Source organism: Neobacillus sp. DZ-9, assembly GCF_059587065.1.
The window spans coordinates 1-18,151 of sequence record NZ_JCAIOL010000002.1 but is presented as its reverse complement, the minus strand read 5'-3'; the positions used below and the strand labels follow the sequence as shown (position 1 = coordinate 18,151).

General features: G+C 41.8%; 14 protein-coding genes, 16 tRNA genes, 1 rRNA gene and 1 riboswitch. Of the genes, 1 reads left to right on the top strand and 30 read right to left on the bottom strand.

Annotation, left to right across the window (positions count from 1 at the left end):
• Positions 1-98: 98 nt before the first annotated feature.
• Positions 99-776 carry a B3/B4 domain-containing protein gene (locus tag AC59HZ_RS04465; RefSeq protein ID WP_496544676.1) on the top strand — a complete coding sequence of 226 codons (678 nt, stop codon included), beginning with the start codon at positions 99-101 and terminating at the stop codon, positions 774-776.
• A 341-nt stretch (positions 777-1,117) separates the two neighbouring features.
• Here the strand turns inward: AC59HZ_RS04465 and AC59HZ_RS04460 are convergent.
• From AC59HZ_RS04460 to rrf, 30 genes are all read right to left on the bottom strand, one after another.
• Positions 1,118-1,191: transfer RNA gene (locus tag AC59HZ_RS04460), tRNA-Gly, on the bottom strand.
• A gap of 166 nt (positions 1,192-1,357) precedes the next feature.
• Positions 1,358-2,842 carry an amino acid permease gene (locus tag AC59HZ_RS04455; RefSeq protein ID WP_496544675.1) on the bottom strand — a complete coding sequence of 495 codons (1,485 nt, stop codon included), beginning with the start codon at positions 2,840-2,842 and terminating at the stop codon, positions 1,358-1,360.
• Between the two features lie 128 nt (positions 2,843-2,970).
• Entirely contained in the window at positions 2,971-3,249 is a 279-nt protein-coding gene (locus AC59HZ_RS04450) for a YokU family protein (protein ID WP_223593153.1), read from the bottom strand.
• A gap of 2 nt (positions 3,250-3,251) precedes the next feature.
• A complete protein-coding gene (gene kamA / locus AC59HZ_RS04445) occupies positions 3,252-4,661 on the bottom strand; it encodes a lysine 2,3-aminomutase (RefSeq protein WP_496544674.1) in 1,410 nt (469 codons plus the stop codon).
• 74 nt (positions 4,662-4,735) lie between these two features.
• Positions 4,736-5,215: a GNAT family N-acetyltransferase gene (locus AC59HZ_RS04440; protein WP_496544673.1), complete on the bottom strand. Its 480-nt coding sequence runs from the start codon at positions 5,213-5,215 to the stop codon at positions 4,736-4,738.
• Complete coding sequence (locus AC59HZ_RS04435; RefSeq protein WP_496544672.1) at positions 5,203-6,729, bottom strand: M81 family metallopeptidase; 1,527 nt, start codon at positions 6,727-6,729, stop codon at positions 5,203-5,205. The genes AC59HZ_RS04440 and AC59HZ_RS04435 overlap by 13 nt, the downstream gene beginning before the upstream one ends.
• 31 nt (positions 6,730-6,760) lie before the next feature.
• Positions 6,761-8,221, bottom strand: coding sequence for an aldehyde dehydrogenase family protein (locus AC59HZ_RS04430; RefSeq protein WP_496544671.1), 1,461 nt, complete (start codon positions 8,219-8,221; stop codon positions 6,761-6,763).
• A gap of 44 nt (positions 8,222-8,265) precedes the next feature.
• The gene (locus AC59HZ_RS04425; RefSeq protein WP_496544670.1) at positions 8,266-9,561 is read right to left on the bottom strand and encodes an aspartate aminotransferase family protein; all 1,296 of its coding nucleotides are present in this window, start codon (positions 9,559-9,561) and stop codon (positions 8,266-8,268) included.
• On the bottom strand, positions 9,545-10,930 hold the full coding sequence (locus AC59HZ_RS04420; RefSeq protein WP_496544669.1) for an aminotransferase family protein: 1,386 nt from the start codon (positions 10,928-10,930) through the stop codon (positions 9,545-9,547). Before AC59HZ_RS04420 ends, AC59HZ_RS04425 begins: the two co-directional genes overlap by 17 nt.
• On the bottom strand, positions 10,918-12,108 hold the full coding sequence (locus tag AC59HZ_RS04415) for a thiolase family protein (RefSeq protein WP_496544668.1): 1,191 nt from the start codon (positions 12,106-12,108) through the stop codon (positions 10,918-10,920). The genes AC59HZ_RS04420 and AC59HZ_RS04415 overlap by 13 nt, the downstream gene beginning before the upstream one ends.
• Complete coding sequence (locus AC59HZ_RS04410) at positions 12,108-12,770, bottom strand: 3-oxoacid CoA-transferase subunit B (protein ID WP_496544667.1); 663 nt, start codon at positions 12,768-12,770, stop codon at positions 12,108-12,110. The genes AC59HZ_RS04415 and AC59HZ_RS04410 overlap by 1 nt, the downstream gene beginning before the upstream one ends.
• A gap of 1 nt (position 12,771) precedes the next feature.
• Positions 12,772-13,428, bottom strand: coding sequence for a CoA transferase subunit A (locus AC59HZ_RS04405; protein WP_496544666.1), 657 nt, complete (start codon positions 13,426-13,428; stop codon positions 12,772-12,774).
• Between the two features lie 192 nt (positions 13,429-13,620).
• Positions 13,621-13,950: a DUF3870 domain-containing protein gene (locus AC59HZ_RS04400; protein ID WP_496544665.1), complete on the bottom strand. Its 330-nt coding sequence runs from the start codon at positions 13,948-13,950 to the stop codon at positions 13,621-13,623.
• Positions 13,951-14,111: 161 nt separating this feature from the next.
• Positions 14,112-14,284, bottom strand: a riboswitch (Lysine riboswitch).
• Between the two features lie 281 nt (positions 14,285-14,565).
• Positions 14,566-15,498, bottom strand: coding sequence for an alpha/beta hydrolase (locus tag AC59HZ_RS04395; RefSeq protein ID WP_496544664.1), 933 nt, complete (start codon positions 15,496-15,498; stop codon positions 14,566-14,568).
• 581 nt (positions 15,499-16,079) lie between these two features.
• Positions 16,080-16,160, bottom strand: a tRNA-Leu gene (locus tag AC59HZ_RS04390).
• A 24-nt stretch (positions 16,161-16,184) separates the two neighbouring features.
• Positions 16,185-16,270 (bottom strand) — tRNA-Leu (locus AC59HZ_RS04385).
• A gap of 45 nt (positions 16,271-16,315) precedes the next feature.
• Positions 16,316-16,389 (bottom strand) — tRNA-Cys (locus tag AC59HZ_RS04380).
• An 8-nt stretch (positions 16,390-16,397) separates the two neighbouring features.
• Positions 16,398-16,472 (bottom strand) — tRNA-Gly (locus AC59HZ_RS04375).
• 4 nt (positions 16,473-16,476) lie between these two features.
• Positions 16,477-16,551 (bottom strand) — tRNA-Gln (locus AC59HZ_RS04370).
• A gap of 40 nt (positions 16,552-16,591) precedes the next feature.
• Positions 16,592-16,667, bottom strand: a tRNA-His gene (locus AC59HZ_RS04365).
• Between the two features lie 10 nt (positions 16,668-16,677).
• Positions 16,678-16,751: transfer RNA gene (locus tag AC59HZ_RS04360), tRNA-Trp, on the bottom strand.
• A 5-nt stretch (positions 16,752-16,756) separates the two neighbouring features.
• Positions 16,757-16,841, bottom strand: a tRNA-Tyr gene (locus AC59HZ_RS04355).
• Positions 16,842-16,865: 24 nt separating this feature from the next.
• A tRNA-Phe gene (locus tag AC59HZ_RS04350) sits at positions 16,866-16,941 on the bottom strand.
• 148 nt (positions 16,942-17,089) lie between these two features.
• Positions 17,090-17,166, bottom strand: a tRNA-Asp gene (locus AC59HZ_RS04345).
• A gap of 3 nt (positions 17,167-17,169) precedes the next feature.
• Positions 17,170-17,243, bottom strand: a tRNA-Met gene (locus tag AC59HZ_RS04340).
• Positions 17,244-17,292: 49 nt separating this feature from the next.
• Positions 17,293-17,368 (bottom strand) — tRNA-Val (locus AC59HZ_RS04335).
• Positions 17,369-17,406: 38 nt separating this feature from the next.
• Positions 17,407-17,481: transfer RNA gene (locus tag AC59HZ_RS04330), tRNA-Glu, on the bottom strand.
• A 20-nt stretch (positions 17,482-17,501) separates the two neighbouring features.
• Positions 17,502-17,574: transfer RNA gene (locus AC59HZ_RS04325), tRNA-Thr, on the bottom strand.
• A 28-nt stretch (positions 17,575-17,602) separates the two neighbouring features.
• Positions 17,603-17,677: transfer RNA gene (locus tag AC59HZ_RS04320), tRNA-Asn, on the bottom strand.
• Positions 17,678-17,833: 156 nt separating this feature from the next.
• Positions 17,834-17,950, bottom strand: a 5S ribosomal RNA gene (gene rrf, locus AC59HZ_RS04315).
• Between the last annotated feature and the right edge of the window lie 201 nt (positions 17,951-18,151).

Here is an 18,151-nt window from a genome sequence, read left to right as displayed (position 1 = left end):
CCTTCTTCGTGAATGATCTATTCCCCTAGGTTGTTTAATTGTTTATAGCACATCTATTTATGATAAACTATTTTCAATGAATTTTGGAGGTGTGATTGTTGGAAATTCAAGTTTCATCGGACCTTTTTAAGGAGATTCCTCATTTTAAATTAGGAGTCATTAAATACAATGGTATTACCGTTGGGGATTCACCGCAAATGCTTAAAGGAAGACTTCAGATGTTCCAGGAGTCTATTTATTTTGATTTAGAGGATAAAAATGTTACGGAGCTCTCTGGAATCCAGGAATGGCGTGCTATTTTTAAAAAGATTGGCAAGGACCCTAATCGGTACCGTCATTCTGCTGAGGCACTTTACAGGAGGGTTCAAAAGCAAAATTATCTTTCGTCTGTTCAAAGTGCGATTGATATTAATAATTTTTTCTCGTTGCAATATCAAGTCCCTATCGGTATTTATGACCTAGATAGTCTCAAAGGGCACGTAGAGGTTCGGCTAGGTGCAGAGGGAGAAGAGTACATTGGTTTAAATGGCCGTTCTAACTCTTTAGAGCGCCTTATTGTTGCCTCTGATTCAATTGGACCGTTTGGGAGTCCGTTCGTGGATTCTTCCAGAACACCAGTAACGTTAGATACCAAGAATGCACTGCAAATTATTTATTTGAGACCATCAACGGACTGGGAAAATGCTAATAAGCTGACTGAATCTTTAATGAATATGTTTATTCAGGTACATGGCGGGGAAGGTTCTTACAGGATTTTGGCTAATAGTGTTAATTAGTCTTAATGACTTTGGTTGACCCATTTTTAGGTTAACTGGCTTTATAAACCGCTCATATTGACCCTGAAGCATGTTTTTTAGGTTTACGGGCTTTATGAACCGCTCTTATTGACCGTGAAGCGTATTTTTTGGGGTCACGGGCTTTATGAACCGTTCTTATCGACCGTGAAGCGTATTTTTTGGGGTTCACGGGCTTTATGAACCGTTCTTATCGACCGTGAAGCGTATTTTTTGGGGTTCACGGGCTTTATGAATTATTTAATTTGAATTCTACCTTATAAATGAAAAAACGCAACGCATCGTTCTCTTTTGTAACGATACACTGCGTTAGTTAATATGTATGGAGCGGGTGATGAGAATCGAACTCACAACATCAGCTTGGAAGGCTGAGGTTTTACCACTAAACTACACCCGCATATAATTTAATAATGTCAAATTAGTGAACTAAAGTTGACTTTTTCATAATACACAGTTTTTTTATGGACGTCAAGTAATTATTGCACTTTTTGTCGAATTTTCCCCAAGAAATTAATAAGCCTACAATTAATTATAATATTATTAATTGTAGGCTTATTAAATGACTAATTTTGTTGATGGTCTTCAAAAGAACATTTATTTAGTGGGACAACCTTTGTTTTATGGATGACTTTATAACCGATCCAAATCACTAAAAAAATTGGCAATCCAATATATGATACAGCAGCTCCGTACCAATCAATGTTGCCTGTCATAAATGCTTGATAATTTTGTCCAAGAATGATAATAATGCACATTGCTAATGCAAGGATGGGACCAAGAGGGAACCATTTCGCCTTGTATTTAAGTTCATTCAGGTCTCTTCCCTGGGCAATGTAGGCTTTTCTAAAACGATAGTGGCTCAAAGCAATCCCTACCCAGGCAATAAATCCGGTTAAACCTGATGCATTTAATAGCCATGTATATACTTGATCGCCGAAAATGGACGTTAAAAAGGCAAGTCCTCCAATAATCGTTGTCATAACTAGCGCATTCATCGGAATTCCGCGCTGGTTTACTTGTTGTAAAAATTTCGGTGCCTGTCCGTCCTTTGCCATAGACCATAGCATTCGAGTTGAGGCATATAGCCCCGACGTTCCGCATGACAAAACAGAAGTTAAGATAACCGCGTTCATGACAGAGGCTGTAAAGGCAATACCAGCTTTTTCAAAAACGAGAGTAAATGGGCTTACAGCAATTTTGTCAACGTCCCCGCCCAACAGTTCAGGACTGGTATAAGGGATTACTAGCCCAATGACTGCAATAGCCCCAATATAAAATAGAAGAATTCGCCAAAATACTTGCCGGATTGCTTTCGGTATGTTTTTCTTGGGATTTTCACTTTCACCTGCTGCAATCCCTACCAGTTCAGTCCCTTGAAAGGAAAAACCAGCGATGAAAAATATACTTAACACAGACATAAAGCCTCCGCTTACCGGAGCATCTCCCAATGTAAAGTTTTTAAACCCGATATACTCACCTCCGAAAATCCCAAAGATGGTGAGAACACCGACGCCAATAAAAACAATGATAGTAATAACTTTTATTAAAGCGAACCAATACTCAGATTCTCCGTAACTTTTAACTGACAAAGCATTCAATAAAAAGATTAGTCCTAAAAACAGGGCACTCCAAACGATGCTTGGCACATCCGGAAGCCAGAATTTCATAATGATGGCTGAAGCAACGATTTCAACTGCCAGGGTAACAGCCCAGTTGAACCAATAATTCCAACCGAGCGCAAATCCTAATGCTGGGTCAACAAAACGGCTGGCATATGTGGCAAATGATCCGGAAACCGGTAAAAAGGTAGCCATTTCACCGAGGCTTGTCATCAAAAAATAGACCATGATTCCAATCGCGCTATATGCTATCATGGCACCACCCGGTCCAGCTGTTTGAATGGACGCACCTGTCGCTAAAAACAGCCCCGTACCAATTGATCCCCCAATCGCAATCATTGTCATGTGACGTGCCTTTAAATTGCGTTTAATTCCATCATTGGTTTCCTGATTATTCTGACTTTTTTCTTCGATTTTAATGGCTTCCATCCTTTTTCCACCTTCACAATTAGGATATTAACGAAATGGCAATGGATAATTTATCCCCCCCTTAGAAAGAGGGAGTTAAATTATCCGATATTATTGATTTTTTTACTATCAGCCATAAGATGGATTACTTATTTAGAAAAATCAAAGTAGTTTCGCTTTAATAAGCGTGGAGCAGCCATAAGTGTGTCAAATGCCAAACTTTTTTCAAGCTTTGAAGTATCGATTAAAAATAGCTGGTCTTCAATTTTCTGTACCGTTTCATCAGTTTGGTAGGTAATACCACATTCTGAGCAATGGAAGGCTGGTGTGTCCTGAATTTCAATTGTTTTCGTACCGTCCGGTAGTTCCCAATACACTGTGTTGCCCGTTTCAACTGCTGTGTCAGATCCGCACCATTGACAATTCAACATTATTCCTCCCTTGCTCCTACAGTCTCATACTTGCTCATTTGGGCATGGAATTTTTTCTCTTTCAATTCATCACGTTTCTCTCGTTTATCCTTTAAAGAGCTATGTTCCGGATTTTCCTTATACGTTTTGCGGCGGTCCAATCGTTTTAAACCTTCTGGAATTAGGTTAAATTTCGTATCATCAATAATGGACAGTACACCATTGCTTTCAAAATTTTTAAATACTTCAGGATAAATCTTTTTATAATAATCCTCTGCACTTCCTGGATGGTAATTTTCAGGTTCCGGATAAGATGTAATGACACCTTCAAAGTTACGCAAAACTACTTTATTGGAACTTTGAGAAATGATATAGTTCGGCTGCAATGGAATTTTCCCACCTCCTCCAGGAGCATCAACAATGAAGGTTGGAACGGCGTAACCCGAAGTGTGACCTCGAAGCCCTTCCATGATTTCCAATCCTTTGCTGATTGGTGCACGGAAATGGCCGATCCCTTCTGATAAGTCACACTGGTAAATGTAATATGGACGCACGCGAATTTTAACGAGGTCATGCATAAGCTGTTTCATGATTGGAACGCTGTCATTAATGCCTGCAAGAATAACGGCTTGGTTGCCTAGTGGTACGCCCGCATTTGAAAGCATTTCGCATGCTCGCTTTGAATCTTCCGTAATTTCCATCGATGTATTGAAATGCGTATTCAGCCATACTGGATGATACTTTTTCAAGATATTGCAAAGATTTTCAGTAATACGCTGTGGGAATACAACCGGTGCTCTTGTACCGATTCGAATAATTTCCACATGTGGAATTTCACGTAAATTCTTTAAAATATACTCTAAAATATTGTCATTGATAAGGAGTCCGTCTCCTCCAGAAATTAGCACATCACGGATTTGCGGAGTGGAAGCAATATAATTAATGGCATTGTCTAACTGTTTCTTAGGTACTCCCATTCCAATTTGACCTGAGAAACGTCTTCTTGTGCAGTAGCGGCAGTACATCGAGCACTGGTTCGTTACCAGGAACAATACACGGTCCGGATAACGATGCGTTAGACCAGGTACCGGTGAATCCTCATCTTCATGGAGCGGATCCTCCAAATCATATCTTGTTTTATACAATTCCTGAGAAATTGGAACAGACTGCATACGAATCGGACATCTTGGATCATCTTGGTCCATCAGCGATGCATAATATGGCGTAATGTTTAATGGAATGGTTTTGGTAGCAATTTTAACTCCTTCTTCTTCTAGTGGTGTTAAATTGATCACTTTCTTTAAGTCTTCAAGAGTTTTAATGGTGTTTGTCAATTGCCATACCCAGTCATTCCATTGCTCGTCAGTTACATCTTTCCAAAGCTCGATCTCTTTCCAATGTTTTTTTGGTTTAAATAAAGTGTTTCTCATTCTTTTCCCCTCCTGGAATTCGTTTTTTTTAATAACCAATTTTTTAGAAAAATTTCTCCCTTGGTTCTAACTATTTAAGAAAGAATGTACTCCATATAATAGCGGTTTTCCCCTTCGCCAAACTCATCGAATCTCGTTCCTTTAATGGCAAATCCCATTTTTTCATATAATTTAACAGCTGCCTTATTTTGGGTGTTGACTGTTAAGCACACTTTGTGAAAACCGTCCTGCTTTAAAATTGGATAAATTTCCTCCAAGAATAACTTTCCAATTCCTTTCCCCTGCTGGTCGGAACGAACATAAAAGCCGAATATGTAGGCTTTATGAATATCATTGTAATCTCTCATCATCTCGCAAACGGCGATCGGTCTAGCATCATCTGGTTGTCGATATTGAATTAATTTCCCGTATCTAACTAAAGGAATCAAGGTTTGTTCATCAACAGCTCCCATTCCCGGAAATGCATCTTTCTCGAGGTCCATCATTATGTGTAACTGTTCCGGGTTTAGTGAAGTCGGAACTTCGACATAATAAGATTTTTTTAATGTTTCCATGTTTCTTTCCTCCTTAGTTCCACCTCATATTTGATATCATCCAATGGCCAGATCGGCCTTGGGATGTGATGATACGTAAATGTTGTTAAACGGTTGGAAGCAACACCTGGTGCATCCACATAAATGATGTGTCCAACAATCGTCTCAAATGCAGCCCGGAAATGATTTTTCGCCTTAAGACAGAGAATTCTCTTTGCTGAGGGCTCAAGACCAATATGACGGAACATTTCCGGATCATTCGCTGACATCGGCCTTCCAATGAGGAGGATATCCATCTTACCAACACGAATGTGTGCCGCACCCTTTAAATCGACCTTAAGATTCTGATTAAACGGCCCTGAATTATAAAATACACCGTCTGATAAGGCAATGATTGTTGCTTCAACTTGGACAGGTTCTCCGAATTCAGGAGATACCTTGCCGCCAAGTAACAACGATACCTTATTTCCGACTCCCGACTTCCGACATGCCTCAATCGATTCCGGATCATAAAGTCCCCCAAACAGCGTTTCAGCGAGGTTCAGGTTCACCACTTCCCTAAGCAATTCGGTTGTATCCCCGCTTCCGCAGCTTAAAGGATTGTCCGAGATGTCAGCCAATACAATCGGTTTGTTATCTTCAATCGACAGCGCCATATCCAGCGCTTGTTTTACATTGGGAAGGTCCATGATGAACTCTTCTCTTACACTCCAAAACAAGGACGCTAGTTTTTGAGCTGTTTCTTTTCCTTTTTGTGGATTGAGCGCAACAACCAGTACACTAGCTCCTGCCATGGGAATATCCGAATAAGGGAACCCTCCAAAGATGGAAACATTGTATACTTCTTCTTCTTCTTCTTCTTCCACTTGTTTTGCCCATTCAATCATTTTGTACATTGGCCCCTCTGCTGTTCTCATATTGATAGAGGGGGGCATCATCGGCAATTTTTCAAACGCAGCGTAGTATGTAACGCCATTGTTTAATTGTTTTAATAAAGCTTTTGCTGCCTGAAGGCCTTGTTCATACATATCAACATGCGGATATGTTTTAAATCCAAAATGAAGCGGAGTATACTCAATCATCTTTTCGTTCAAATTGGCGTGCATATCAAGTGTTGTAGCGATTGGAACATCAGATCCAAGAATGCCGCGGATTTTTCCCAGTAAATGCTCTTCCGGATCAAACAGGTGCTCCACAACCATCGCTCCATGGAGTGCCAGCAATAATCCATCCAGCTTTCCTGCATTCATGAGCGACTCCAGCATTTGCTTTTCAATAACGGAGTACGCTTCTGTCGTTACAACACCTGATGGAACCGCGGCCGCACAAAGCAGCGGCACGATTTCAACATTCTCTACCTGCCTCAAAACATCCAGAAACCCGCCAACTTCAGTCTTCGTTCCACTATAGGCATCATAAATTTCATCCCCTATAAAATAACCTTCATTTCGAAACTGTTCCATTTCGGTTTTCATTGAACTGAAACTATGGGATTCATGGTAGAAGAAGGCAATGCCAATACGATGTATTCTCATAATCTCCCACCTTTTAAAAGAATTGAATCAATTAATAGTTTGTATAAATGGACTTCCACTCTGTCATGACATCGAATGCATGGTGGGAGACTTCACGGTGTCCGTTACCAGACATTTTCATGCCTCCAAATGCAACCCCCATTTCAGCATTAGAGGTTCCATTATTAATATAGACAAGTCCGCTTACCGCTTCCGATGCACCCCGGTTCGCATAATGAAGACTTTCGGTATAGATGGATGTAGACAACCCATAAATCGTGCCGTTATTTACCTCCATTGCTTCCTCATATGAATCTACTTCAATGATGGCCAGGACAGGACCAAATATTTCTTCCTGCGCGATAGAATCATTTGGCTTGACGTTTTCAATAATCGTCGGCTCATAGTAAAAGCCGCCCAATTCATTCACGCGCTTTCCTCCTGATACAATTTTTCCGCCTTCTTCAATCGCTTTTTGTACATACCTCTCAACTGTATGAAGCTGATCTTCATTTACAAGAGGCCCAACCTGGCTGCCTTCTTCAAGACCATTTCCTATTTTCATAGATTTTGTTAATTGCACAATTTTTTCTACCAGCTGCTCTTTAACCGGACGTTCAACAATAACCCGGCTTGCTGCTGTACAGCGCTGACCAGTTGTTGTAAATGCTGATTTGACAATTCCATCTGCCGCTTTGTCAAGGTCCGCATCCTTCAGGACGATAACTGCATTTTTCCCGCCCAATTCCAAGGAAATGCGTTTTAACGTTTTGCTGCTCATTTCTGCCAGCTGCTGCCCGACCTCTGTTGAGCCCGTAAAAGAAATAATTTTGACAGCCTGATGCTCAGCAAGTTTTCGTCCAACCTTACTACCGGAACCAGTAATCAAGTTCACTACTCCCTCAGGTAATCCGGTTTCAGCCAATATTTCGACAAAGATCTTTGCCGACAATGCCACCTCTGATGCCGGCTTCCAAACAACCGTATTACCGGCAATCAAAGCTGAAAATATTTTGTAGGAAGCGAGCGATACTGGGAAATTCCATGGGGTAATACATGCTGCCACTCCAAGCGGCTCACGCACCATTCTTACGTTCCGCCCCGAGAAACCTGCTGGAACCGTTTCTCCAAAGAGGCGGCGGCCTTCCCCTGCCATATATTGAGCGGTTGCACTGACCACTCCAACTTCTCCTAATGACTCGGTTAGAACCTTGCCCATTTCCATAGTCATAACACGAGCCAGTTCTTCCTTCCGTACTTCAAACAATTGGGCTGCTTTCGACAGATAAGATGCCCTCTCCGGAATTGGAGTGTTCTTCCAGCTTGAATAGGCTTTTTCTGCCGCTGCTACTGCCTTGTCTACCTGATCAGTTGAAGCCGCTGCACAAACACCGACAAGCTCCCCGGTAGCCGGATTTAAACTTTCAAAGTAAGATTGGTCTGGTTCATTTACCCATTTCCCATTTATATAAAGATCTCCCTTAAGGATCTCAGTTTTGATTTGATTTGACATAATCGTGACCTCCTTTTTTGAAGTACTGCTTAGAGAAATGACAATTAGCTTCCTAGGATGGTTTCTGACACAGCCTCCTCTAAAATGATCAATCCTTTGTCGAGCACATCTTCCTGGATGTTAAGCGGGAGCATTAACCTGATGGTTTGACCGCTTACACCACAGTTCATGATGAGCAATCCATTTTCTAATGCTTTCGCTTTAATTTGAGGTACAAATGTTGCTGCAAACTGCTGATCAAATTCAATGCCAATCATCATACCCAATCCGCGGACTTCAACAATACCAGGTAAATGACCGATTGATTTTTGGAGCCTGTCTACAATCTCTGCCCCTAAGTCTGCGCTTCTTTCCACTAACTTTTCTTCTTCAATGACCTCAATGTTTGCCAGGGCTGCCGCACAAGAAATCGGATTTCCGCCAAATGTTGAACCATGTCCAGCTGTTGGCCATTTTTCATGGAGCTCACGATTGGCTACTATCGCACCCAAAGGCATTCCACCTGAAAGGGCTTTTGCCAAGACTAAAATATCAGGGGTAACTTTCGCATGCTCTGCTGCGAACATTTTACCTGTACGGCCAAAGCCGGTCTGTACTTCATCAAAAATCAGCAGAATTCCATGCTCTTCCGTAATCCTTCTTAGCTCCTGCAAAAAGCTTGGCGGTGCTGGGTAATAGCCCCCCTCACCCATTACCGGTTCAATAATAATCGCCGCAACGCGGGAAGGATCTACGCGTAAATCGAATAATTTTTGCAGCTGGTTCAAGCAATACTCTTCTGTTTCTTCTTTATTAATGTTTTTCAGCTGGCTTGGGTAAGGATATGGGATATGGTATACTTCCCCTAAAATCGGTTCATAATAACGGCGGTATTTAGAGCTTGATGCTGTAATAGCTGTTGCACCTAATGTACGGCCATGAAACGATCCTTCAAAAGCAATAATTGCTGGTCTGCCTGTTGCAGCTTTTGCTAATTTAAGCGCCCCATCGATTGCTTCGGCACCAGAATTGGAGAAAAAAACTGTATCCAGGTTTCCAGGAGTGATTTGGGCAAGCTTTTCCGCCAAATTTGCGGCCGTTTCATAATATCCGTAGTTCAGGCCAAGATGGATTAAGTTGTCTGCTTGCTTTTTAATCGCATCAACCATTTTCTTGTTGGTATGCCCGACTGCATTAACAGCAACACCTGATACGAAATCGATATATTCTTCACCATCTGTTGTCCAAAATTTAGCGCCATGTGCCTTATCAATCACAAGCTCTGTCACTCGTGTCATAACCGGAGATAAATGTTTACGTGCTTTTTCTTGAATTTCATTCGTTTTACTTTGTAATTTCAACTGTCTCATCCTTTCGTAATTGGCTTTTGAATATCGATAATGATTCGTCTAGTATTCTCACAATTTCATCTATATCTGTTTTTTCCACATTTAGCGGGGGGCTAATAATGAGATGCTCCCCATTTATGCTATCAATTGAACCTGTCCCCGGATAAAAAACCGCACCAAGTTCCATCGCTATACTATTGATTGTTTCAGCTGCTTTCTCAGATGGTTTAAATAAAAGATCCTGCTCACGGTCCTTCACAAGCTCGATTCCAATTAAAAGTCCTCGGCCCCTGACGTCGGATATACAAATATGATTTTGCTTCAATTCCAAAAGGCGCCCGACAAGATAATTCCCTTGGTCGTTCACATTTTCCAATACATTATCACGTTCATAGACTTCTAAGGCTGCAAGGCCGGCTGCAACTGCAACAGGATGACCGCTATAGGTATAGCCGTGAATAAATTTCCCGTCACTATTTTGAATCAGCCCCTCAATTAACTGATCATGAACAATCATGCCAGCAAGTGGAGCATAACCGGCTGAAACCCCCTTTCCAAATGTGATAATATCAGGCTCGATTCCAAGCTGTTCTGACGCGAAATGGGTTCCGGTCCGACCAAAGCCTGTCATCACTTCATCGACGATTAAGACAATTTGATATCGGTCACAAAGCTCACGGATTTTCTTAAAATAACCAGGCGGTGGCGGCACAGCTCCTTGCTGGCTCCCTACTATAGCTTCGGCGATAAATGCCGACACGTTCTCAGGGCCAAGCTCTAAAATCGTTCTTTCAATATCCGCTACACATGTCCAGTTTTGTTTTGTGAGACAATGATCTTGTTCTCGTCCGTATGGACATCGATGGCAGTACGGAGAGTAAACATGTGCATAGTTTAAAAGATTTGGAGTGTATGCGTGCCTTCTTTTTACGTCACCGCCCGCTGATAATGAACCAATCGTGTTACCATGGTACGATTGCCAACGACCAATGACAATGTGCTTTTGCGGTCTGCCTGCATCCCTGTGATATTGCCTCGCCAGTTTCATGGCACTTTCATTTGCCTCAGATCCTCCGGTGGTAAAATAAACTTTATTTAAATAACCTGGTGCCATTTTTCCAATTTTTTCAGCCAGTTCATGTAAAGCTCTGGTTTCAAAACGCATCGTATGTACAAATGCTGCTTTTTTTGCTTGCTCTGCCATGGCGTCACCTATTGAAGCAATCCCATGTCCCAGGTTAGCAGCAACTGCTCCAGAACAAGCGTCCAAAAATTTTTTTCCAGTATCATCAAAGAGATAGACTCCTTCACCGTGGGTAATGATGGGGTATTCCTTTTTAAAATCCCGGTGAAATACATAATCTTGTTTTACTCTGTCCATCTTTCCACCACCATTGCCATTCCTAATCCCCCTGCTACACAAATTGTCGCAAGCCCATATTGACGTTTTTGTTTTTCAAGCTCATGACATAATGTCGTGACAATCCTTGCACCGGAGCATCCGAGCGGATGACCCAAGGCAATTGCACCTCCGTTTACATTCACGTTATCTCCCTTAATCCCCCATTCCTTTAAGCAGGCAAGACTTTGGGCCGCAAACGCTTCATTCAATTCAATTAAATCGATATCTTCTAAACGGAGACCTGCTTTTTTAAGGGCGATTTCAGAGGCAGGTACTGGACCGATGCCCATTTCCTTTGGTGATACACCTGTTGCGGCAAAGGAACGAATCCTTGCAATCGGAACGACCCCAAGCTGTTTCGCTTTTTCTTCTGACATCAAGAGCAGCATTGAAGCGCCATCATTTCTGCCAGATGAGTTTCCTGCCGTTACAGTTCCATCTTTGTCAAAGACAGGATTTAGGGTTGCTAACTTTTCAATGTTCGTCAATCTAGGATGCTCATCGATTGCAAAGTGCCTTGTCCCACTTTTCCCCTCTTTAACTGGAATAGGAATGATTTCTTCTTCAAATAGACCTAGTTCAATAGCACGCTTCGCTTTCTGCTGGCTCTTAAAAGCAAATTCATCTTGCTCTTCCCGACTAATATTATATTTTTTTGCAAGCCATTCGGCGGTTTGACCCATCGTGAAATGGCCATAAACTTCCTCAGGCTGCGATTTGGGCTGACTCTCTGTATTCGAGTCATAAAGCATTACATTACCCATCTTGAGACCAAATCGTGTTCCAACCGAATAATGTGGAGCTTGAGACATACTTTCGACTCCCCCCGCCAAAACGACATCCGCCTGGCCGGATAAAATGGCCATTGCCCCATTAATGACGGCTTGCATACCCGAACCACACTGGCGATGGACTGTGTAGCCGGGTATCGATTCTGGGAAACGTGCCTTTAATGACGCGACCCTTGCTATGTTTGGAGCATTGGCACTCTGCTTTGTTTGGCCTACGATTATTTCATCGACGATATTTGCTCCGTAACCTGAGGCAGAAAGATTATTTTTCATAATCGTAGATACGAGCTCTTCTGGGAGCGTGTCGGTCAATGAACCGCCGAACTTTCCTATGGCTGTTCTAAATGCGTTGACGATTACAACCATTACACCGTCACCTCGGTGCCATTAATAATTGAGTCAGCAATATGAAAAGGTGCGTCAGTTTTTTCTTGTACTTCCTTGAGAGAAATCCCAGGTGCCAGCTCAACCAAATGCAATCCATCTTCCTTTACTGAGAAAACCGCTAAATCGGTAATAATTAAATCCACTGTTCGTTCTGATGTGATTGGATAGGTTAATTCCTTAACGATTTTTGACTCTCCTTTATCCGTCGTGTGCATGGTTGTCACGATCACTTTTTTTGACCCTTCCAATAAATCCATCGCACCACCTACACCAAGAACACTTTTTCCCGGTACAGCCCAGTTGGCAATTCGTCCCCTTGCATCGATTTGGAGCACCCCAAGAATCGAGACCGTCACATGCCCTCCTCGAATCATAGCAAAGGAGAAAGCGCTATCAAAAAAGGACGAGCCTTGTAACACTGTAACAGGAAGTTTGCCTGCATTGACAAGGTTTTTATCAACATGTTCTTGTTCAGGAGTCGGGCCAACTCCAAGAATTCCATTTTCCGAATGTAGAAAAACTTGGATATTTTCTGGGATATGGTCAGCTACGAGCGTAGGAATCCCAATTCCTAAATTTACAATATCCCCATCCTTTAGTTCCTTTGCGGCTCTTTCAGCAATATAATGTTTCACATTCATACTAATTTCCTCCCGACAAAACGATAAAATCAACGTATAAATGAGGGGTCACGATTTCTTCAGGAGAAATTTGACCGCTCTCAACAATTTCATCTACTTCTGCAATGACGATATCTGCAGCTGTTGCCATCATTGGATTGAAGTTTCTGGCCGATTTGTTATAGATGAGGTTCCCTAATGTATCTGCTTTTTTTGCTTTTATTAAGGCAAAATCGGCTTTAATTGGTTCCTGGAGCACATATTTTTTTCCATTAAGGATGCGCTCTTCTTTGTTTTCTGAGATTTTCGTTCCGACACTTACCGGTGTATAAAAACCACCCAATCCTGCACCACCTGCCCTAATGGCTTCTGACATTGTCCCCTGTGGAATAAGCTCCACTTCCAATTCCTTGTCCTGAAAAGCTTTGACCACCTCAGGGTTGGAGGTAAAATAAGAACCTATTGCTTTTTTCACTCGCTTTTGCCGTACTAATACGCCAAGACCTCTACCTGGCTCTCCAAGGTTATTACTTATAATCTCTAAATCTTTTACCTCTGAGTCTTCCAAAGCATCTACTAAACTAAGCGGACATCCTACTAGGCCAAATCCACCTACCATAATTCTTGAGCCACTTTTAATCTTTTTTACAGCTTCCTCACATGAAATTAGCTTTCTCATCCCCTTTTTCCATCCCTTCTATTAATTTTTGTGCAGTTTAACAGTTCGGATATAGAAAAAACCGGACAAGACATAGATCCCCCATAAAGACTGTCATCAAAAAGAAAACATTCCTTATTAAGTGTCTATACCTGCCCGGTTTTAATAAGACCATGGAGAGAGGTCGTCTCCCCACTTTATTATAACCAAACGTTATGTATTCATTTGCTTCACGTTATCCCAGTAACGTTGAACTGCAGCCTGTAGGGCCACAATGATCGCTTGCTGGGATGGAGCAAAATAAAATTTTTGAATTCGTTCAATCAAGTACTCAATTCCTCTCTCGAGGCTATACCCTATCAGCAGTTTCTGAAAATGTTTTTTTGTCAATTCTGTTACGAAAGTGAATTCGGCTCCCACAATCTTATGCTCTTTTGGGTCCACTTCCAGTACGATTCCTGCGTGCTTAAACATTTCATACATGGAAGTTCCCTGAGGAGCTTTGGCATAGCCTGTCACGATCACTGTATCCAGTGTTTGCATGTTTTGTATCGCTCCCTTCAAAACATATATCTAATTGTTTTCTTGCATCTAAGATTTTAGGATGAAATTGAAGATCGGAAGACTACTTAAAAAGTTGATTTAAGAACCAACAACTCCACAAAAAAAGGAGGCTACATTTCTAATTTAGGCAAAACCTAAAAGAAATAAATAGCACTCCATACATTACATATGACAGTGAATGGGATCCTGCTCCCATTCCCCTAGTTTGAATCCAACTAGCGGCGAAAAAACCTTCACCTTGGAATCAATCTATCGGCGATAAAAACCTTCATCCTTTAAAGGACTACCCTTTTAACGCTCCTCTATTTGAATATTCAGTTTTTAAATTGTAAATAATTACTATTGTTATTATTGTATTGATGGTATAATTGAAAGTCAATGCTTTTTTTTGTTAAGCTTTATTTTTTGAAAATTTAAAAATAGGAATCTCTAATTTCTAAATATTATACTAACTATTTGAAATTCAAAAGTCAATATATTTTTAATCGCGAAAATTTATTTAATTAGCCTCTTGTTCTAACTTTCTTCATTGAGCGTTTCAAAAATTCGTTCATTGGGCATTCTCGTGCGATGATAACAATTAATAACCTATATTTAAATGTGCACGTTAATCCATCTAATAATATCTGCTTGAACGTCTCCCCTATTTGTTTCATTTAATAATTCATGGCGTGCATCTTCATATAGCTTATAGCTTACTTCTCTACTTCCGACTTGTTTATAGGCTTTATAGGTTTTTAAAACTCCTTTTGAGTCATTTCCAACTGGATCCTTGGCGCCCGAAATTAGAAATATAGGCAGATTAACGGGAATCAACCTTAGATTTTCAGGTTTATTAATGATTGCTATTCCGCCTAATAAATCATAATAAAATCCTGCAGAGAAAATCCCCCCACACATTGGATCTTCAATATATTTATCGACTTCCCTTTCTTCTCTGCTTAACCAATCAAATTCAGTACGAGCTGGTTTAAAACTTCTATTGTAACTTCCAAAGGTCAAGTTATTTAGCAGCGGGCTTGGCGTCTGGGCACCCTTACGTTTTATTTCTCTTGATGCTATCCACTTTCCGATTTTCCCCATGATTCCAGGGTCTCCGCCAGTACCGCATAAAATCACACCAGCTAGTTGATTTCCGTACAATTGAATATATCTTCTTGATAAAAATGATCCCATACTATGCCCAAATAATATGATAGGGATATCAGGAAACTCTTTTTCGATTATGGTTGTTAGCGCATGCATATCTTCCACTACTTTATTAAAACCCTGTTTGTCAGCAAAATAACCGCTGCTATTATTTAACTTCGCAGTTTCGCCATGCCCTCGATGATCATTACCATAGACAATGAAATCGTGGGAAATTAACTCTTTTGCAAAAGCATCATAACGCTCAATATGTTCTGCCATACCGTGAGCAATTTGAACAATGACTTTTGGCCTAATTTCATTTTCTGAAGCCCATTTTTTAGCAAATATTACAACGCCATCTTCTGTTTGAAAGGTGAAAGATGATTGTTGGCTCATTCAGACCACTCCTATATGCACGTTTTTTTAATAAAAAAAGACTCACCCAATTACTCCTAAAGTAGGACATTGTGTGAGTCACCGTATCTCCGTCACATTTTAACTTAACATGAATATAAATGAGTCCTTAAAAATTGTCAACCACTTTTGAGTATAGCATGCAACTCCGCTCTTATTGACCATCACGACTATTTTTTGGGGGTGACCGGCATTATAAAGCACTCTTATTTACTGTGACGACTATTTTTCGGGCCTGACGGTCATTATGAAGCCCTCTTATTTACCGTGTCGGCTTTCTTTCGGGCCTGACGGGCATTATGAAGCCCTCTTATTTACCGTGACGGCTTTTTTTCGGGCCTGACGGGCATTATGAAGCTCTCTTATTTACCGTGTCGGCTTTCTTTCGGGCCTGACGGGCATTATGAAGCCCTCTTATTTACCGTGACAGCTTTCTTTCGGGCCTGACGGGCATTATGATCTGCTCTTATAATTAATGAATTTAGGATAGTTAATATTAATTATTTACATAACAAAAGGATAAAATAAAAACGTCTCTCATGCAATATGAGAAACGTTTGTGATACCGGTGGTCGGGGTCGAACCGACACTCCAGAGGAACACGATTTTGAGTCGTGCGCGTCTGCCAATTCCGCCACACCGGCGTGACAATATTTTTTTGAAGCTAATGCCGAGGACCGGAATCGAACCGGTACGGTAGTCACCTACCGCAGGATTTTAAGTCCTGTGCGTCTGCCAGTTCCGCCACCCCGGCGAAATTAAAATAGCCTGTTCAAACCCATACTCAACGTAAGTTTTATGGAGGCGGCAACCGGATTCGAACCGGTGGTAAAGGTTTTGCAGACCTCTGCCTTACCACTTGGCTATGCCGCCATAAAAATTGGAGCGGAAGACGGGATTCGAACCCGCGACCCCCACCTTGGCAAGGTGGTGTTCTACCACTGAACTACTTCCGCAAAATGGCTGGGCTAGCTGGATTTGAACCAACGCATGTCGCAGTCAAAGTGCGATGCCTTACCGCTTGGCTATAGCCCAATGTCATTAAGAAATAAACAAGAATTTATTTAAAATATTATGGGGCGACTGATGGGAATCGAACCCACGAATGTCGGAACCACAATCCGATGCGTTAACCACTTCGCCACAATCGCCACAATATAATGGCAGGGGTAGTAGGAATTGAACCCACACCAAAGGTTTTGGAGACCTTCGTTCTACCTTTAAACTATACCCCTGTATATGGTGGAGGGGGACGGATTCGAACCGCCGAACCCGGAGGGAGCGGATTTACAGTCCGCCGCGTTTAGCCACTTCGCTACCCCTCCACATATAATTAACTAAAACATAAATGGTGGCTCAGGACGGAATCGAACCGCCGACACAAGGATTTTCAGTCCTTTGCTCTACCGACTGAGCTACTGAGCCACATATAAATGATTTCCTACAACTACTTTATGGTAAGTCCTTTGCTCAAAAGAACTTTCGTTCTTTCTCACAGATTGCCGCAGAAGCAAGTTCGATGATGTGAGCAATCTGCTCTACCGACTGAGCTACTGAGCCATTTCCATTTAAATGGCGGTCTGGACGGGACTCGAACCCGCGACCTCCTGCGTGACAGGCAGGCATTCTAACCAACTGAACTACCAGACCGTATTGCGGGGACAGGATTTGAACCTGCGACCTTCGGGTTATGAGCCCGACGAGCTACCGGACTGCTCCACCCCGCGACGATAAAAACAATATATTCTATTCATGTACAATAGTGCAAGTACATTATGGTGGAGGATGACGGGATCGAACCGCCGACCCTCTGCTTGTAAGGCAGATGCTCTCCCAGCTGAGCTAATCCTCCATATACTGAATGTTATTTCCTCTATCAAGAAAAAACTTTGGTGACCCCTACGGGATTCGAACCCGTGTTACCGCCGTGAAAGGGCGGTGTCTTAACCGCTTGACCAAGGGGCCATATCAATAAAATATAGGAAAGCTTCCAAGCGGGCTCGAACCGCTGACCTCTTCCTTACCATGGAAGTGCTCTACCTACTGAGCTATGGAAGCATAGCTTATATTCTTATCTAAATAAAAATGGCTCCGCAGGTAGGACTCGAACCTACGACCGATCGGTTAACAGCCGATAGCTCTACCACTGAGCTACTGCGGAATAATATAAATTTGTTCTCTAATCTTTGTCATATTACAACCATGTCCCCGCCTCAGAAAGCAAATCAAGAAGCGGCTCGGCGTGTACAACTCGCAGTGATTTCATGATGCTTTGCTCGTCTCTACCACTGAGCTACTGCGGAATAATAATATAACAGCCTGGCAACGTCCTACTCTCACAGGGGCGCGTGCCCCAACTACCATCGGCGCTGAGAAGCTTAACTTCCGTGTTCGGTATGGGAACGGGTGTGACCTTCTCGCCATTATTACCAGACTATTTAATCGACACTATTTTATTATAATGTCTTTTTTATATTTTGCAAGAGGAAAATTTATTTTTTTTCATTCCCTCAAAACTAGATAATGCAGAAGAAGTTTGTAAAAACGAGTTCACCTTAATGACTTGGTTAAGTCCTCGAACGATTAGTATCAGTCAGCTCCACACGTCACCGCGCTTCCACCTCTGACCTATCAA

Excerpts from the sequence above, each read along its gene's own strand:
- AC59HZ_RS04455 (WP_496544675.1), bottom strand. The coding sequence starts at position 2,842 with ATGGAAGCCATTAAAATCGAAGAAAAAAGTCAGAATAATCAGGAAACC.
- kamA (WP_496544674.1), bottom strand. The coding sequence starts at position 4,661 with ATGAGAAACACTTTATTTAAACCAAAAAAACATTGGAAAGAGATCGAG.
- AC59HZ_RS04440 (WP_496544673.1), bottom strand. The coding sequence starts at position 5,215 with ATGGAAACATTAAAAAAATCTTATTATGTCGAAGTTCCGACTTCACTA.
- AC59HZ_RS04435 (WP_496544672.1), bottom strand. The coding sequence starts at position 6,729 with ATGAGAATACATCGTATTGGCATTGCCTTCTTCTACCATGAATCCCAT.
- AC59HZ_RS04430 (WP_496544671.1), bottom strand. The coding sequence starts at position 8,221 with ATGTCAAATCAAATCAAAACTGAGATCCTTAAGGGAGATCTTTATATA.
- AC59HZ_RS04420 (WP_496544669.1), bottom strand. The coding sequence starts at position 10,930 with ATGGACAGAGTAAAACAAGATTATGTATTTCACCGGGATTTTAAAAAG.
- AC59HZ_RS04415 (WP_496544668.1), bottom strand. The coding sequence starts at position 12,108 with ATGGTTGTAATCGTCAACGCATTTAGAACAGCCATAGGAAAGTTCGGC.
- AC59HZ_RS04410 (WP_496544667.1), bottom strand. The coding sequence starts at position 12,770 with ATGAATGTGAAACATTATATTGCTGAAAGAGCCGCAAAGGAACTAAAG.
- AC59HZ_RS04405 (WP_496544666.1), bottom strand. The coding sequence starts at position 13,428 with ATGAGAAAGCTAATTTCATGTGAGGAAGCTGTAAAAAAGATTAAAAGT.
- AC59HZ_RS04400 (WP_496544665.1), bottom strand. The coding sequence starts at position 13,950 with ATGCAAACACTGGATACAGTGATCGTGACAGGCTATGCCAAAGCTCCT.
- AC59HZ_RS04395 (WP_496544664.1), bottom strand. The coding sequence starts at position 15,498 with ATGAGCCAACAATCATCTTTCACCTTTCAAACAGAAGATGGCGTTGTA.